Raw genomic sequence first — 17,067 nt, 5'->3', positions numbered from 1 at the left:
GACAAACATGATCACCGGACCTCGCAAGGTTCATCGTCGTCCCGGCATGTTGCGGATCATCGTGACATCCAGTCTGGGAACGATGCTCGAGTATTACGACTTCTTCGTCTACGTCGCGTTGACCGCAACACTGACGCATCTGTTTCTTCCGTCCGCCGACAAGTCCGTGGCGGCACTCGCCGGTGTCGCCACCTTCGGCGTCGCCTATGTGGCACGCCCGCTGGGAACCGTGATCTTCAGTCCTATGGCCGACCGGGTCGGCCGCAAGAAGACCTTCGTGATCACCCTCGCGATCATGGGAGTCGCCACCGTCGGCATCGGTTGTCTGCCGACCTACGCAGCCGCCGGCATGGCCGCGCCTGTCGCGCTTCTCACACTGCGCGTCGTGCAGGGCGTCGCGATCGGCGGCGAGTACGGCTCGGCCGTCGTGTACGTCATGGAACATGCGCCCGAAGGCCGCAAGGGTATGGCGACCAGCGTCCTGCAGGGCACGGCGAGCATCGGCTTGCTGCTTGCGCTGGTCGTCGTGTCGGCGCTGAAGCTCTCGCTCGATGCGGCCAGCTTTCTGGCCTGGGGATGGCGTGTTCCGTTCCTGATCTCGGCGCCGATCGTGGCCGTCGCTACGTGGATACGGCTGGGCATGACGGAGACGCCGGTGTTCGCGGAGATGCGGGAGGCGGGCCGGCTGTCGAAGCGGCCCTTGCGGGAGACACTGTCAAACAGAACTTCCTGGAAAGCCATTCTGGTTGCGATGTTCGGCGCGCAGGGCGGCACGTCGGTGTCGCTCTACACGTCGATCGTCTACATGCTCTATTTCCTGCAAAACGTTCTCCAGGTCGAACCGACGCAGGCGAACCTGTGCCTCGGTGCCGGCATCCTGATTGCCGCGCCGCTGTACCCGGTGTTCGGCAAGCTGTCGGATATCTTCGGGCGCGCGCGCGTCATGTTGATCGGCATCGTCATGTGGATCGCCATTGTTTATCCGGCGTTCGCGGGCATCAGGGCAGGCGTGGCGTCGTCACAGTGGATCGCAGTCTCGCTGCTGATCGCCGTGCTTGCCGTGCTGACCGCAATGATCATGTCGCCGCTGCCCGCTTTTGTCGCCGAATGCTTTCCTCCACAAAGCCGAACGACCGGGTTCGGCCTCGCGCAACAACTCGGCAACGTGATGTTCGGCGGGTTTCTGCCATTGATCAGTCTGTCGCTCGTCAATCTGACGGGCAATCCGCTCGCGGGCGTCGGGTATTCGGTCGTCTCGCTGTTGCCTTGTCTCGTCGTGACGTGGATCTGGGGCCTGAAGCAGGATGCGCGGATGAGAAACGCGCATGGCGGCGGGATGCCGGCGCATCCCGCCGCTGAGACGATGACCACCCGCTGAGCCAGGCACGAGCCAGGCGCGAGCCGGTGGCCTGACGGGAAACACAGGTCCGAAGATTTCGGTCGAGCGGCGCCAGGCGGAAGCACGCCGCACTCCTTGCAGCGTTACATCGGCGGGGCGACGCCGTCCTTTTCGACAACGACGAGTTTGCCGTCATAGGTGCCGACGGTCTTCGGAGTGGCTACGACGAAAACCTTCTTGCCCGTTGTCAACTCAGCGCGGGTTGCCGGAATAAGCGCTACGACCGGTACGTTCGCCGGCACGGTGATCGTGTTGGTGCCGCCCTTGTACGACAGTTTGAGATCACGTCCGCTGGTGCCTTGCACCACAGTATCCACGTTGGCGTTCGTCATCGTGCTGTTGGCGCCCAGATCCCACGCGTAGTGGCCTTCGCCGGTCCCACGCGCGGCTTCCGGGAAGACCAGCACTTCCTTTGCTGTCAGCTTGCCATCCGGACCGGGCATGGCGGCCGCACCGACGTAAGAGCCCGGCTTGATATCGGAAAGCTGGATCGGCTTCACGGCGTTCACACCGGACGACTCCTGCATGTCGATGGTCACGGTGTCCCCGCTGCGCCGATGCACTTTGAGCGTGCTGCCTGCGAATGACACAATTTCGCCGCGGATTCGTTCGGGCTTGTCGGCGGGGGATTGGGCGAATGCTGCGCCGGCGAGCGTGAGCGCGGCAAAGGAAACGGCGAGCTTGAAACGTGTGGACATAAGTGCTCCGAGAGGTTGGTTGAGGTGAGAAGATATTTGCGACGTGTGGTTCAGGATCCACCGAACCAGTTGTAGCCCTGGTTTTCCCAATAGCCGCCGGGGAATTCGTTGGTGACGGAGATGGCGACGATGTGCTTCGGGTTCTTGTAGCCGAGCTTGGTGGGCATGCGAAGCTTCATGGGGAAGCCATACTTCGCGGGCAGAATGCTGCCGTCATAAGTCAGCGTGAGCAGCGTCTGCGGATGCAACGCCGTCGGCATGTCGATACTCGTCCAGTAGTTGTCAGCGCAGTGGAGCGCGACATATTTTGCGGTTGTATCGGCGCCGGCCAGCCGGAGAAAGTCGGCGAATCGCACGCCGCCCCATTTGCCGATCGCGCTCCAGCCTTCGATGCAGATATGCCGCGTCACCTGGCTCTGCTGCGGCAATGCATGCAGTTCGTCGAGCATCCAGACGCGTTTGCCTTTGACGAGACCACTGAGTTCGAGGCGGTAGGTGCGTGTGTCGACCTCCGGCACCTGGTCGATGTCATAGTAAGCATTGAACGGGAATGGCCGCGTGATCATCGATTCCGGATAGGTCGGGGCCAGGTTGCGCGGATCGAACAGCAGGGCTTGCGCGCTATCGTTGAATGAAGACATTCTGCGCAGCATGGTGTTGACCGATCTGTCGTTCGTCAGATCGCAGCCCGACAGCAGCGCGAGTCCGCCCAGGGTCAGGATTCGTTTGCCGAACAGGCGGCGCGCGGACGATTGGAGCTCCTTTTCTGCATCCTTGATGATGGATGCGGCGTCGGGTCGCTGTACGGATTTTCGTGAAGTCATGGTTAGCGGCCCCGAATCATGGTGAGCAAGGATCGCGGCACCAGCGCAACCATCACGACGTGTATCGTGAAGAAGCCGACCAGCACGCTCATCGCGACAAAGTGGACGATGCGGGCGTTGTCAAAGCCTCCCATCAAGGTACGGAGGAGCGGTAACTGAACCGGCTTCCAGATAGCCAGGCCTGATAACACCACGAGCACGATGTCGGTGATCACGACGAGATAGGCAAACTTCTGCACTGCATTGTATTGGCTGAGATCAGCATGACCGAGCTTGCCGCGCAGCGCGGCCACCAGGTCGGTGGCAATCGCGCGAAGGCCGAGGGGAAAGAATTTTTTGCGCAGGCGTCCCGTGATAACGCCGAGGATCAGATAGGCGGCAAAGTTTGCGACCAGTATCCACATGACCGCGAAGTGCCAAAGCAGCGCACCACCTAGCCAGCCGCCCAGCGTGATGGACTGCGGAAAGCGGATCGCCCTGAAGATGGGCGACGCCTCGTACACTTGCCAGCCGCTCAGGCACATAACGATGACAGCGGCCGCATTGATCCAGTGGAAGATGCGGACCCATACGGGATGTATCGTTGTGTGCTTCAAGGTAACCTCACTGTGGACGGTATTGAAAGTGGAAAGCGTGTCCTGCGGCTGTCGGCGGCGAGCGGAAAACAACTGCGCATCGCGCCTGTCCGCGCAGACTCAGCTCGAATCCGGGCTCGTGAAAGCGAATCACGTTGCGCGGTCGTCATCTGGATCCGTGTATCTTGGTTCCGGATAAGAATCGCATCCGGCGAGGCGCAACGGTATCGGTCAAATGACCGACCCGGGTGCAGTCTTCCGAGGCGCTGAGGGCAAGGTGCACGCGTGCTGATTGACCATAAGGCCGTGTTGGCGCATGGGCTCCGCACTGCGGCTGAGCAGACGGCGCCAAAGCCGAATTTGCGGACGGCCATAGGCTTTTGTTCGCAGACTGCCGACTGCACGGCGGCGAGCATTCCGGGATCGGTCATTTGACCGATCCCGTTGGGGCGGCAGACCTGAGACTATTGTCTTTCTCGGGCTCCCGGTAAGCCACGATGCGCCACAGTCGATACCCCAGGCGGTCGTTCGCAGCGCACCGATGCGCGCCGACAGCATGGGCAGATATCCATTTTTATTATCGTTCTACCGATCATTATTGGAGTGTGAATGATGGATCGTCACGCAGCTACTGCGCGGACTCACAACGAGCGTTGGTTGAAGCACTATTACTTTGTCCGGGCAGCGTTTTCGGCTGTTTGGGTTGTGCTTGCCTTTTCTGTCGGGCAGTATTCCCCGGGCATTGCGGCAGCTTTGCTCGTCGCCTACCCTGTATGGGATGCGCTGGCCAACTATGTCGATATGTCACGTAGCGGTGGTCCCTTCGAAAATCGCACGCAAGCACTCAACACGGCGGTGAGCCTGGCAACGGCGGTCGCCGTCATCGTCGCGCTGCGGCTAAGCATGACCGGTGTGCTTCAGGTAGTCGGCGTTTGGGCTGTGTTATCCGGTTTGCTCCAACTCGGAACTGCAATGCGGCGCTGGAAGAATTTTGGCGCGCAATGGGCGATGATACTGAGCGGTGCACAGTCGTCGCTGGCTGGCGTGCTATTCATAGTGCAAGCGCACAAGCCTACGCCTGCCGCGATCGTCAAGGTGGCCAGTTATGCCGCGGTGGGGGCCATTTACTTCCTGGTCTCGGCGACATGGCTGTCCGTGAGTGAAATGCGGCGGAAGGTTTCCTGACGCTCTGAGCAGCAGTCCACTGATGCGACGCTACCTGTCATTTGCGTCAGTGGACGCGCGCTGGATCTGTCTACGCTGTTAATGGCTGCTAGCCCGCGCCGCGTCATCGACGCACGCCAAAGGCCCAAAACGTGGTCGTTTTTTTACGGTTTGACAACGAAAGATGGGTGCCCGATGCGTCGGCCGGGACTGTTCAGCCGCGCCCTACCCATTGCTGCGGGGCGCTTGCAAGCGGTCGGGCGCGAGGTTTTCTGGTTCGTGAGGATATGCACATTACCGATCGGAGCAAGGACGTCGTCAAATCGGGCGGCGAATGGATTGCGTCAATCGAACTGGAATGATTTAGACGATGACAGTACCGACATTTCTTCCTCGGAGGGCCTTGTCCGATACCGTCAATTTGATCGTTAGCGATGCCTCGCATTGGTAACGATCGACGCCCAGTCAGTTTTTCGTCCATCCGAATGCGTGGATCGATTTGACTGGGTGTGCAATTGAGACCGCTGCGCTGGGGATTTCGACCTATCGGTAGTGGGCGGCCGCCATACCGCATCACGATGCATTCGCGGCAATCTGAGCAGCGGCCTGCACGCGTAAGGGCCGAACCTCCTCGACGATGTGACCTTCTTCGAGCCGGATGTAGCGGTCGGCCGCACTGAAGTAGCGGTCGTCGTGCGAAATCACGATCAGGGTCTTGCCCTGGCGTTTCAGGTCAGGAAGGATTTCGGTGTAGAAGATGCGCCGGAAAGTCGGATCCTGGTCGGCGGCCCACTCGTCGAGCACCATCACCGGGCGGCGTTCTAGGTAGGCGTGCACGAGAGCGAGCCGCTTGCGCTGCCCGGTCGACAGATCGGTAGTCGTGAACGCGCCGTCGCGCACCGAGACCTTGTGCGCGATCTCGAAACGTTCCAGGTACTTCTGTGCGTCGGCGGTGAGGGTGGCTTCGCCGGGAATCAGCGTGTCGAACAGGTAATAGTCCGAGAATACCGCCGAGAAAAGCTGGCGATAGTCGTCGAGATGTTCGTCGCGCACCGCTTCGCCGTTGAGCAGCAACTGTCCTGCGTCAGGCTGATACAGTCCGAGCAGAAGCTTGATCAGCGTGGTCTTGCCGCAACCGTTCTCACCGACGATAAAAAGCGTCTCGCCGCGTTCGATCGTGAGGCTGACCGGCCCGAGTTCGAAGCCGCCGCCGACGCTATCCGTTCCGCTTGTTCCTCTATCCGCGGCAGAGGCGTCGCGTTCGTCCTGCGGTATGGCGAAGCGATAGCGGGCACCGGCGAGCGCGATCGTATCGAGCACGTCGGCGAGCCGCCCGGGCGAGCCGGTTTCGTGGCCAGCGACGAGCGACGGCTCGCGGGTCGAAAACCGTGCGGAGAGCTCGGCGATGCGCTGAAACGCAACTTGCGCGCGGCCGATCGCCGGCAGCGCGCCGACAATCTCCTGGACCGGCCCTTTCATATACAGCAGGACCAGCACGAAGCCGGTGATGATCGTGCGATCCGCGCCCGGCGACCACGTCTGCAACGTCAGCATCAGACCGACCACGATAAAAAACAACAGCGAACCGAATGCATTCGCGCTGACGAAGACATTGGCGGCGCGCACGCGCAGCCGGAAGATCGCCTCGATGGTGCCGGACAGTTCGTGTTCGTAGACGAAGCTGCGGCGCTGGCCGTTCAGGCGCAGCTCCTTGGCGCCTTCTGTGATCGAACGATAGTATTTCTGCAAACGGTCTTCGGCTTCGCGCGCCGCGCCGAAGCGGCGAATCCCCACGCGCCGTGCCAACGTTTGCACGATCGAGCCGAGCGCGATGGCGACGAGCGCGATGACCAGCAACACGGGCGACAACACAAACAGATAACCGAGACAGCCGACGATCGTCGCGGTGGCGATGGCGAGGCTCGAGAACATGAAGGAAAACGAGCTGATCGTATCGATGTCCTGATTCAGTGCGGTGATCAGCCGATGGCTGCGAAACTGTTCGATCTGACCGATCGGGGCAGCCATGATTTTCTCGCACAGATTCTTGCGCAGCATCGCGATGACCCGCTGGCCGACGAGATTGTTGCCGATGTCCGAGATGACTTCGCCCGCGAGCACCAGCACGCACAGTCCGGCGAAGCTCCACAGCAGGGTCGGCAAGGCCGCGGCGCCGTCATGCAGCGTGCGATTCGTTACTGCCAGCAGGGCGGCGGTGGCGATGCCGCTCGCGGCGCCCATTGTCGTGGCGAGTACGGTAATCGGCCAGAGTCGCTTAAGCAATCTGAGCAGTTCCGCAAGCATCGTGTTCTCCTGGAATATCTGAAGTTCTGGTGCAAAAAGATTGAATGGTGGGCAGCGCGGCATGGCTTAGCGACGCCGGCCGAGCAGCCACATCAGATAAGGTGCGCCGATCAAGGTCGCGACGAGGCCCGCCGGCAGCTCGCGCGGCATCAGCAGCGCACGGCCGAGCCAGTCGGCGGTGACGATCGTCACCGCGCCGATCGGCGCGGCCAGCAGCACCTGCTGCAATGGCCGGCGCGCGCCGAGAAGACGCGCGAAATGCGGCGCGGTCAAGCCGACAAAAGACAGCGGCCCGACCACCAGCGTGGCGGCTGCCGTCAACAGCGCGATCAGACAGAGCAGCGCGAAGCGGGCGCCGCGCGTCGATACGCCGAGCGCGCGCGCCGATGCTTCGCCAAGCGGCAGGATCTGCAACCAGTGATTGCACAGTGGTGTCAACGCGCACAGGACGACGCACAGGACGAGTGCGAGCGTCGCGTCGATTGGGGTGATCGTGTAGGTGGAGCCGGCGAGCCATTGCAGCAGCATCGCCGCTCGCTCGCCGCCGCTCGCGATCGCCACCGCGACCACTGCCTGGAACAACGCGCCGATGGCAATGCCCGCCAGCAGTACGCGATCGGGCGCGAAGCGCGAGCGTTGCGAAAACCAGAGGATCGCGAGCAGGGCGGTCAAGGCGCCTGCTGCGCTCGCCGCGATACGCTCGATGTGTCCCGCGTCATTCGCTCCGATCGCCAGCGCGATCAGACCGAGCGCGGCGCCGGCGCTCACGCCGAGCACTTCGGGGCTGGCGAGCGGATTGCCGGTCACCCGTTGCATCAGCGTGCCGGCTACCGCGAGCATGGCACCGGCAGCAATCGCGGCGGCCGCGCGCGGGACGCGCCAGATGGCCACGCGCGACAACTCGTCGAGACTGCTGAAATGCCAGCCATGCGGACCATGGCCGAAATCCAGCGCGAGCGCGGAGACGACGAGCATGAGTAGCGCGATGCCAAAGAAACGCCGCCGCAGCGAAGCAAAGGGCACTGCATGACTGCGGGCGATGTCTTCGCTGCCGGCGGGCAACCGCGTGGCGCGATGCATCCGGGCGAGTAGCATCAGCAGCAGCGGTGCGCCGAACAACGCGGTCGCCGCGCCGGTCGGAATCAGATCGCCCATTGCGCCGGACAACTGTTGCACCGCTTGATCAGTGAGCCACAGAATCAGCGCACCGCACAACGGCGCTATCAGCAGACGCTGCAACAGGCGGCGCGCGCCCGCCATCTGTGCGAGCGCGGGCGCGGCCAATCCGACAAAGCCGATGACTCCGACCGCACTGACTACGGCCGCGCTCAGCACGACTGCCAGCGCCAGCGCGACGAGCCGCATGCGGCGCAGCGACAGGCCGAGACTGCGGGCATTGGCGTCGTCGAGGCCGAAGAGCGTCATGGGCCGCAACAGCAGGAGCGCGATCCCGCTACCGATGGCGAGACGCGATGCGAGCGTCGTCACGTTGCTCCAGTCCTGCTGGATGAGCGAGCCGCCGCCCCAGATGAACAAACTCTGCAAATACGGTGCGTAAAACAATTGGAGCGCGACGCCGATCGATCCGCAATACAACGTAACGACGAGCCCCGCGACCGCGACTGTGACCGGTGCGAGCCCGCTGCGCCAGGACAGGCCTAACACGATGACTGCGGTGATCAGTGCTCCGCCGAGCGCGACCCACTGGCCGGCGCCGCCGAGCAGCGCGGGCGCCCAAAGCGTGGCGACCGTCAACGCGAGTTGCGCGCCGGCCGAGACGCCGAGTGTCATCGGCTCGGCGAGGGGATTGCGCAATACCTGCTGGAAGACCGTGCCGGCGAGTCCCAGAATGGCGCCGGACAACCAGCCGACCACGAGACGCGGCAGCCAGCTATCGTGGACGATGATCTGCTGGATGTCGTGCGTATCCGGCGACCACAGCGCCTGCCACCACAGCGACGGCGGCAGAATCGCCGAGAGACTGTCGATGCTTAGCGCAACGGCTGCGGCGAGCACGAGCAAAGTCAGCACGGCGGGCAGCCACGGACGTATCGCGAGATGCGGCACGTGTGTGCGGGCGATATTCATAGGCGTGTCTGCGTTCCCGCATCGGTTTTTGCTGCCGGGTCGCGCGTGAGCGCTGCAGTCAGCACCTCCGCAAAGCGCGCGGCCGAAGGCAGCATGCCGAAGCCCCAGAACGGCGGTAGCGTGGCGACACGTCCCGCGGCAACCGCGGGCAGCGCGTGCCACAAGCGATTCGAGCTCAGCGTGCGCGCGACACCGCTGGGCAGCGGATCGAAATAGAGCACGTCCGCCGTGGGCGATACGGCGAGTTTCTCGAGCCCGGCCACGCCGATGCCCCAATAGTCGGTCGGACCATGCCACGCATTGGCGACATCGAGCGCGTCCATCACGTCCTGGAACAGGCTGCGCGCGCCGTACACGCCGATATGCCGGCCATCGAAAAAGCGGATCAGATAGAGCGGCCGCTGCGGACCGGACGCTTGCAGCCGGGCGCATTGCGCGGCGATTTGCGCGCGGCTTCCGGCGAGCACTCGCTCAGTCGCGTCGATCAGCGCGTGGCCCGCACTGGTGCGGCCGCACAGTTCGGCCAGTTGCAGCGTGACGTCCTGCGAGTGGCGATAGGGCGCGCCGGCGTCGGTATAGACGGCGAATGCACGCACCGGCGCGATACGTTCGAGCATCGCACGCTGTGATTCCTGGCTCGAGTTGATGAGAATGAGATCGGGCGCGAGTTGCTGTAAAAGTTCGAGGCTCGGCGCGAGACGCAACCCGACATCGGCTACGTGTGCCGGCACGAGCGGGGCGACTACGCTATCGTTATAGGCATCGATCTCGGCGACACCCACGGGATTGATGCCCAGCGCCAGCAGCGTTTCGACCAGTCCCCAGTCCAGCACGATGAGACGCGGCGCCCACGCCGGCGTGGTGAGATTGGCGGCCGCTCGCGCGCGGGCTAACGGCGTGCCGAGCAGAGGCGCGAAGGCGGCGGAGCGGAGAAAATCGCGGCGTCGCATATCAGCGCGCGACGCCAAGCCGTCTACCGTTATGCGGATGCACAACGATATCCATCTGAATGCCGTAAATCGACTCGAGCACGTCGGCGCGCATGAGCGCGTCGGGCGTGCCGCTTGTCAACAGGCGGCCGCTATGCAGCGCGATCAGTTCGTCGCAGAAGCGCGCGGCCAGATTGATGTCGTGCAACACGATGACCACCGTCAATGCGTGGCTGTCGGTCAGTTCGCGCAGAAGCCGCAACACCTCGATCTGATGCGCGATGTCGAGCGCGGATGTGGGTTCGTCGAGCAACAGGCACGAAGCGCCTTGCGCGACCAGCATCGCGAGCCAGACGCGTTGTCGTTCGCCACCCGACAGATGATCGGCCAGTTGCGACGCAAAGCGCGCCGTGTCGGTGAGATGCAGCGCTTCGTCGATTTTTGCGTGATCCGCCGCGCGCAGGCGGCCGAGCGCGCCGTGCCACGGATAGCGGCCCAGCGCGACCAGTTCGCGCACCGTCATTCCGGTGCCGGCGGGCGGGTTCTGCGGCAGGTAGGCCACCTGCCGCGCGAAGTCGCGGGCCGGCCACGCGGCGACGCCGCTGCCGTTCAGGCGCACGGTGCCGCGTGTGGGCGCCTGTTGACGCGCGAGCAGCTTGAGCAAGGTGCTCTTGCCGGAGCCGTTGTGGCCGATCAACGCGATCATGCGCTCCGCGTTCAACGAGAGGGTGAGCGGTTGCAGCAGAACCCGGCCGTCGACTTCGAACGACGCGCCGTCGAGCTGGTACAACACGCGGGGCGTTGCCGGCCCGGTGTTGTCGTGGTTCACCAGGCTCGCCGGCTGCTGTTCGAGATGCTGCTGGGTCATGTCGTTCAACGCGCTCCTCCTTTTTGCTTACCAGCGGTAGCGGGCGGTGGCGAGGACTTCGACGCCGTCGCCGTAGGTACACGTCGTGCCGCTCAGGCAGGAGGCGACATACTGGCGATTGAACAGGTTTTTCCCATTGAGCGAAAACAGCCAGTGCTGGCCGGTGTCGTAGTGAACCGCTGCATCGAACTGTGTGCTGGACGGTACGCGCAGCGAGTTCGACTGGTCGTAGCTCGAGCCGATGTAACGCACGCCGGCGCCAAAGCCGAGGCCGCGCAGATCGCCGCTATGCAAGGTGTAGTCAATCCAGGCCGACACCATGTTCTTCGGCATGCCAAACGGTACTTTGCCTTGCAACGGCGTCGTGTCGCCGGCAATGGTTTGCGTCGAATCCGCGGACTCGGTCGTCACGTCGTTCAGAAATGTGTACGAGGCGACGAGGTCGAGGTTGTCGGACAGACTGGCATGTCCTTCGATCTCGAAGCCGCGTGCGCGCACTTCGCCTGCCTGGGTGCTGAAGCCCGGGTGGAGGGGATCGGACGTCAGGACATTGCGTTCGGTCAGGTCGAACGCCGATGCCGTGATGAAACTGTTATAGCCGGGCGGCTGGTATTTCACGCCGACTTCGTACTGCTGCGCTGTGGTCGGTTTCGCCGTGCCGCCGCCGTAGAGTACGCCGGCCTGGGGATCGAACGATTTCGCAAAGCTCGCGTACGGGGCAATGCCGTTGTCGAACAGATAGACGACGCCCGTGCGCCACGTGAACGCGCGCGCCGATTGCGCCTGGTTGTAGTTCTGGACCGGGTTGTTGTCGTCGGCTGACGACCAGTCTTCACGCGCGCCGATCAGGAAGCGCCATTTGCCGTAGGCGATCTGGTCCTGCGCATACAGCCCGAATTGCTTCTGGCGGATGAAGTCGTCGGATGTGTTGTTGGGCGTGGTCACCGGCAGATAGACCGGCGCGAACACATTGAGCTGCGGCGCCAGTCCCAGACCGACGTTCTCGCGATACAGCACGCGCTGGAAGTCGAAGCCGAACAACGCGGTGTGCGCGAGCGGCCCCGTGGAGATTTTTGCCTGGACCTGGTTGTCTACCGTGAAGAATTTCGCGTTTTCATCGTTGAAGAACGCGTAGCGATTCACGTTGGTGGACGAGTCAGGCGCGAAGCCGAGCGGGAACACGTTCGCGAAGTCGTCGGTCACGTAGGTGTAATTCAGCTTCTGGCGGAATGTCCAGACTGGGTCGAAGCGGTGTTCGAATTGATAGCCGATGGAGTATTGCGTCTTCGAATGATGATCGAAAGTCGGATCGCCCAGGTTCGTGTGGGTCGAGATCCGGCCGTTGGGCGTGTCCATAATGCTGCCGATCGCGGGCACGAAATTGTAGTAGCCGACATCCGGATCGCGCTGGTACTTTGCGAGCACCGTCAGCGTCGTGTTCTCGTCCGGCTTCCAGGTGATCGCCGGCGCAAGGTAGACACGCTTCTGCTTGACGTCGCTGACCTGGGTGTCGGTATCGAGGCCGACGCCGGTCAATCGGTAGGACAGCTTGCCGTCCTGCGTGAGGGCGCCACCCAGGTCGAAACCGAATTCGGCCCGGTTGTGGCTGCCGGTGGTGACGAATACTTCATGGATCGGCGTCGTGGTCGGCATCTTGCTGACCAGATTGGCGATGCCACCGGGGTTGGCCTGGCCATACAGCACCGACGACGGGCCTTTCAGGACGTCGATGCGCTCCAGCCCGTAAGTGTCGAAATTCGGGATTGCGTAGCCATAACTCGCATCGCTCGGCAGGCGCCAGCCGTCGAGAAACTGCTCGAGGTAAAAGCCGCGACTGAACAGATAAGGCGCGCCCGCCGTGGAGTTGCCGCGCAATTCGGGCAGCACGCCGGCCGTGTAGCGCAACGCCTCCGCCACACTGGCGGCTCCCTGCGCGGTCATCTGATCGCGCGTCACCACCGACACAGACTGCGGTGTCTCGATCAACGGCGTGTCGGTCTTGGTCGCCGTCACGGCAGTGACCGGCACATAGCCGTCGGCCGAGCCAACGCGCGAATCGTCGCGATTGCCCCTTACCGTGACCGTTGGCAAGGTGGACGGATCCGCGGCTTTAGTGGCCGCGTCGTCGAGTGACGTTTGTGCATACACCGCTGAAGTCCCACTCAGCAGGCAGAACAGCAACGCATTGTTCAGCGCGGTCGATCCGCGTACCCCGGTACTCATGTTGGTTCCTCAATTGGCTGTTAATAATAGTGAGAATGATTCGCAATAAAATATAAGCTGCTGTTTTGGCTAGCTCTTGATGGCTATCGATACGTCTTCAAAACGAGTGGGGGGTACCACGGAAGTGCGGGCACGTTGTTCAGGCCGCATGTCACTATAATCTGATAGCCTGTCGTCAGTCAGGACAACATTCACATAAAAATGGACAAAATTGGCAGAATTAATGTATTTCTTAACGGATGGGTGTTAAATTAAGTCATGGTCCGGCCTAAACTGCAAACCTTCGGCGACGTTTTTGCCGCCCGAAAAGTGATTGCGCAGGCGATCGACTACGTCGACGGAACGCATGAAATCGCCCACATTCACCATCGCGCGCAACTGGTCTACGCAACCAGCGGCATCGTCCGCGCGATTACGCCACTTGGTCTGTGGATGCTGACGCCCGGCAACGCCCTGCTGATCGGATCGCAGATCGAGCATGAATTGCATATGGTCGGACAGGTTTCTATGCGCACGCTGTACATCGAGCCGGCTTCGCTCGCGCCGCAAAAACAGGAGTGCCGTGTGATTCCGGTCGGCGATCTGCTGCGCGCCACGATTCTCGGCATGTTCGATTCAGATCCCGACGAAGCCGGCGAGAGCCGCACGGCCCTGATCGTGCCGTTGATCCTGCGTCTTCTGGAAGATGCGGCGGACGCCGCAGACGGCGCGCGCACCGCGCGCCTGCCGCTGCCTGCCAATGTCCGCCTGCGGAACATATGTGAAAGCCTGATCGCGCAACCCGCCAGCAACGACACGCTGGAATTGTGGGCGGACCGGGTCGGCGCCAGTTCGCGCACGGTCGCGCGGCTGTTTCGACAGGAAACCGGCATGAGCTTCGGGCAATGGCGCGAACAGTTGCGCCTGGCCGAGGCGATGTCCAAACTTTCGGTCGGCCACGCGGCGAGCCAGGTTGCGCAAGACCTGGGTTATGCCGACGTGCGCACCTTCACCGTGATGTTCAGGCGCGCATTCGGCAGCACGCCCCAGCAGTTCCGCCAACAGTTCCGCGAACCGCTCGCTATTTGATGTAGCGCGGGCGTGCGTCGCGCGGGTTTCTCGACCTAAAGCGCACCCAGGCGTTTCTCTCGAACTTCGGATCGATCCGGTAACACTTCGCAATCAAGAGACATTTGCTGCGCGCGTCTCTCTATCGCAAACAGCTCGCTCAGCGTTTTCAGGGCCTAACGGTATCGGTTGACGGTCTACGCCCGAGGAGGGTTCTGTGCTCACCGACGTTCAGTTAGGCGCGCTGAAGCCTGACTTTTTCAACAGCGTCCGCCAACCTCCGTCGTAAGCCGACTTCGGCGCAAGCCTCCGTAGACGACGTACTTACACCGCTTCGCCGCTCCCGCGCGCGACGGCTGCGGACTGCGGTTGAGCCAGATGGCGTAGCAGCTTCGTCACCATCCCCACGACCGTAAGGGCGAGGACCACAAAAAACACCGCCAATGAGGTCAGTTCCTGCACCGAAACAAAGCCGGCCAGTCCCATCATCGCCGACGACACGAGCAGCAGTGCGCACCCGAGGATCGCGCTCGTCAGGCCCGCGATGTGCGGGAACAGCGAATTTCCCTTGGCCATCAGAGTCGGATACATTGCGCCTGCGCAGAACCCCATCACAAGCACGGGCAGCGCGAGTGTCCACACACGCAGGCCGACTGTCAGCGCAAGAATCAGCATCGCAATCGACGCGCCCGCCATCACGCGGGCACCGATGCGCAGCCGCTGCTCTGCATTCGGCAGACGCGCGCCGTACACGCGATTCGAAAGACCGCCGAGGAAGTACATCGCCCCGATACCGAGAGCGAGGTAGCCGAAAAAAGTCGGCGGCTTATGCAACGTGTTCTGCACCATGAATGGTCCAACGATATTGAACACGAGCAGGATGCTGTAGCAAAGACCTTGCGCCAGGAAGCAGCTTTGGAACACGGGGCTCGACAGCACCTTACCGGCGTTCGCCATCAGCGTGCGCGGCGCGAGGTGCACCGGCTGCACCAACGTCTCGCGGTAGCGCCACAGCAACCCCCACATCACCAGCGAATAAACAAGCAGAAAGACGAGGCAGGCCTGCCAGCCGAACCAGGTTTGCAGGTGCGCGCCGATCACCGGCGCCACAATCGGAGCGAGCCCCCATGCGATCGACATGTAGGTGAACGCGTGCACCAGCGCTTGCCCAGTGAACGAATCGGTGATGATCGCCTTCGCGAGCAGGTTCGTGGTGGCGATACCGAATCCCTGCAGACAGCGGGCAAGAATGAATGTTTCCAGGCTTGATGCAGCAAGTGACAGCAGACAGCCGAGCGTGTAGATCACGAGCCCGAAAGCCAGCACGCGTTTGCGCCCATAAGCATCGGCTACCGGTCCGAAGACGAGCTGGCCGAGCGCATAGGCCACCATGTACCCGGACACGCTCGACTGGATCGCCTGAGGTGATGTCGCAAAGAAATGCGCCATTGCGGGTAGCGCGGGCACGTAAATGTCGATTGCGAGTTGTCCAGCGGAGGCGAACAGGCAGATCAGGAACAGCAGGAAGCGCGGCGAGTTCGGTGTGCGTGTGGGAGAGGTAGAGCAGTCGGTGATAGTGTGGTTCATGACAGCATAAAGGGAGCAGATTCTGGTGACGGGAACGGGCGCGATCGCCCTCGCCGTCGCGGCGGCGATGCCTGGAACATTGGCGCATGAGGTCGCGGCGGCGTCGGGTGGGACGCTGGCCCGCTGCGCATCGGGCATCCGTCGGGCACGCTGGCTGTCGCCGCCGGGGTGCAGCAGGCAGGCTCCCGATGGACCGTTGTGAAAGCAAGTGTCAGCGGCAGCGCGCGTCGTCTGATGGCCAGGGGGTTGACGCCCCGGCGTGACAATGCCCGGCATTGCGGATTGCGGGAGCTTCGCAAAAGCCCTCGCACACGGTATCAACCTCACAAACGGGCACCCACACCCGTGCCCATAGCTCACCCCATGACCTTGCCCAAAGCCGCTACTTCTGCGCGGTCAGGACGTCCTGCGTGCTCGTCTCGAAGTCGCTTGCATCATGACGTTCGTGCAATTGATCTGAAAGCTCACCGAACACGCGGTTGACCTTCCGTCCCCGACGCACCGCCGGACGTTCGCCGATCGCATTGGCCCAGCGCTGAACATGCCGATAGTCCTGCACCGACAGGAATTCGGCCGCCTCGTAGAGCCAGCCCTTGACGAGGCCGCCGTACCAAGGCCAGATCGCCATGTCGGCGATCGTGTACTCGCTGCCCGCCACGTATTCGTTTTCCGCGAGCCGCTTGTCGAGCACATCGAGCTGACGTTTTACTTCCATCGCGAAGCGGTCGATCGCATATTCGATTTTCGTCGGCGCGTATGCGTAAAAATGGCCGAGGCCGCCGCCCAGATACGGGGCGCTTCCCATCTGCCAGAACAACCATGACAGGCATTCGGCGCGCGCGCCAGGTTCGGTCGGCAGAAAAGCGCCGAACTTTTCGGCGAGATACAGGAGAATCGCACCGGACTCGAAAACCCGGATCGGCTTGGGGCCGCTGCGATCCAGCAGCGCGGGAATCTTGGAGTTCGGATTCACGGCCACGAACCCGCTGCCGAATTGCTCGCCTTCACCGATCCTGATCAGCCACGCGTCGTACTCCGCGCCGCTGTGACCGCTCGCCAGCAGTTCTTCGAGCATCACCGTGACCTTCACGCCGTTCGGCGTGGCCAGCGAGTAGAGCTGAAGAGGATGGCGGCCGACCGGCAGTTCCTTCTCATGCGCTGCCCCCGCGACAGGGCGGTTGATGTTCGCGAAGCGGCCGCCGTTGTCCTTGTTCCAGGTCCATACTTTCGGCGGCACGTAATCGGCGCGGTCACTCATGCTCAAGCTCCTTGTGTCCGGGGGGACAAGTGTTTTCGCAGAGAGATTAACAAATCGGCGGGGAACGCGCTGGCGGTGCTCAACGCCGGCGTGGGGATCAGCC

General features: G+C 62.5%; 13 protein-coding genes and 1 pseudogene. 4 read left to right on the top strand and 10 right to left on the bottom strand.

What is annotated here, in order from left to right; genetic code table 11:
- Positions 1-7 precede the first annotated feature (7 nt).
- Positions 8-1,378, top strand: a complete 1,371-nt coding sequence (locus tag PDMSB3_RS11715) for an MFS transporter (protein WP_007181470.1) — start codon at positions 8-10, stop codon at positions 1,376-1,378.
- 104 nt (positions 1,379-1,482) lie between these two features.
- Here the strand turns inward: PDMSB3_RS11715 and PDMSB3_RS11710 are convergent, their stop codons facing one another.
- The 3 genes from PDMSB3_RS11710 to PDMSB3_RS11700 are packed head-to-tail and all read right to left on the bottom strand — an operon-like array spanning position 1,483 to position 3,517.
- The gene (locus tag PDMSB3_RS11710) at positions 1,483-2,097 is read right to left on the bottom strand and encodes a hypothetical protein (protein WP_165186235.1); all 615 of its coding nucleotides are present in this window, start codon (positions 2,095-2,097) and stop codon (positions 1,483-1,485) included.
- Positions 2,098-2,147: 50 nt separating this feature from the next.
- A complete protein-coding gene (locus PDMSB3_RS11705; protein ID WP_165186233.1) occupies positions 2,148-2,921 on the bottom strand; it encodes a molybdopterin-dependent oxidoreductase in 774 nt (257 codons plus the stop codon).
- Between the two features lie 2 nt (positions 2,922-2,923).
- The gene (locus tag PDMSB3_RS11700) at positions 2,924-3,517 is read right to left on the bottom strand and encodes a cytochrome b/b6 domain-containing protein (protein WP_165186230.1); all 594 of its coding nucleotides are present in this window, start codon (positions 3,515-3,517) and stop codon (positions 2,924-2,926) included.
- 588 nt (positions 3,518-4,105) lie between these two features.
- Here PDMSB3_RS11700 and PDMSB3_RS11695 point away from each other — a divergent pair.
- Entirely contained in the window at positions 4,106-4,681 is a 576-nt protein-coding gene (locus PDMSB3_RS11695) for a DUF308 domain-containing protein (protein WP_035518053.1), read from the top strand.
- A gap of 552 nt (positions 4,682-5,233) precedes the next feature.
- Here the strand turns inward: PDMSB3_RS11695 and PDMSB3_RS11690 are convergent.
- From PDMSB3_RS11690 to PDMSB3_RS11670, 5 genes are all read right to left on the bottom strand, one after another.
- Positions 5,234-6,964, bottom strand: a complete 1,731-nt coding sequence (locus PDMSB3_RS11690; RefSeq protein ID WP_165186227.1) for a cyclic peptide export ABC transporter — start codon at positions 6,962-6,964, stop codon at positions 5,234-5,236.
- Positions 6,965-7,030: 66 nt separating this feature from the next.
- A complete protein-coding gene (fhuB, locus tag PDMSB3_RS11685; protein ID WP_007181475.1) occupies positions 7,031-9,052 on the bottom strand; it encodes a Fe(3+)-hydroxamate ABC transporter permease FhuB in 2,022 nt (673 codons plus the stop codon).
- Complete coding sequence (locus tag PDMSB3_RS11680) at positions 9,049-10,002, bottom strand: ABC transporter substrate-binding protein (protein ID WP_007181476.1); 954 nt, start codon at positions 10,000-10,002, stop codon at positions 9,049-9,051. The genes fhuB and PDMSB3_RS11680 overlap by 4 nt, the downstream gene beginning before the upstream one ends.
- A 1-nt stretch (position 10,003) precedes the next feature.
- Positions 10,004-10,858, bottom strand: a complete 855-nt coding sequence (locus PDMSB3_RS11675; protein WP_007181477.1) for an ATP-binding cassette domain-containing protein — start codon at positions 10,856-10,858, stop codon at positions 10,004-10,006.
- 18 nt (positions 10,859-10,876) lie between these two features.
- Positions 10,877-13,072 (bottom strand): TonB-dependent siderophore receptor, encoded by a 2,196-nt coding sequence (locus PDMSB3_RS11670; protein WP_165186224.1) that lies wholly within the window; start codon positions 13,070-13,072, stop codon positions 10,877-10,879.
- A 258-nt stretch (positions 13,073-13,330) separates the two neighbouring features.
- Between PDMSB3_RS11670 and PDMSB3_RS11665 the strand changes: the two genes are divergently transcribed.
- Positions 13,331-14,140 carry an AraC family transcriptional regulator gene (locus PDMSB3_RS11665; RefSeq protein WP_007181479.1) on the top strand — a complete coding sequence of 270 codons (810 nt, stop codon included), beginning with the start codon at positions 13,331-13,333 and terminating at the stop codon, positions 14,138-14,140.
- Between the two features lie 5 nt (positions 14,141-14,145).
- Positions 14,146-14,358, top strand: a pseudogene (locus tag PDMSB3_RS11660) (hypothetical protein); the annotation flags it as partial.
- An 85-nt stretch (positions 14,359-14,443) separates the two neighbouring features.
- On the opposite strand, the gene PDMSB3_RS11655 reads toward PDMSB3_RS11660, so the two are convergent.
- Both PDMSB3_RS11655 and yghU read right to left on the bottom strand, forming a co-directional pair.
- Positions 14,444-15,706 carry a multidrug effflux MFS transporter gene (locus tag PDMSB3_RS11655; protein WP_007181480.1) on the bottom strand — a complete coding sequence of 421 codons (1,263 nt, stop codon included), beginning with the start codon at positions 15,704-15,706 and terminating at the stop codon, positions 14,444-14,446.
- Between the two features lie 382 nt (positions 15,707-16,088).
- Positions 16,089-16,964 (bottom strand): glutathione-dependent disulfide-bond oxidoreductase, encoded by an 876-nt coding sequence (yghU, locus tag PDMSB3_RS11650; RefSeq protein WP_165186222.1) that lies wholly within the window; start codon positions 16,962-16,964, stop codon positions 16,089-16,091.
- Between the last annotated feature and the right edge of the window lie 103 nt (positions 16,965-17,067).

The sequence above is a fragment of the Paraburkholderia dioscoreae genome (assembly GCF_902459535.1).
Lineage (GTDB): Bacteria > Pseudomonadota > Gammaproteobacteria > Burkholderiales > Burkholderiaceae > Paraburkholderia > Paraburkholderia dioscoreae.
This window is presented reverse-complemented; position numbering and strand designations above follow the sequence as displayed.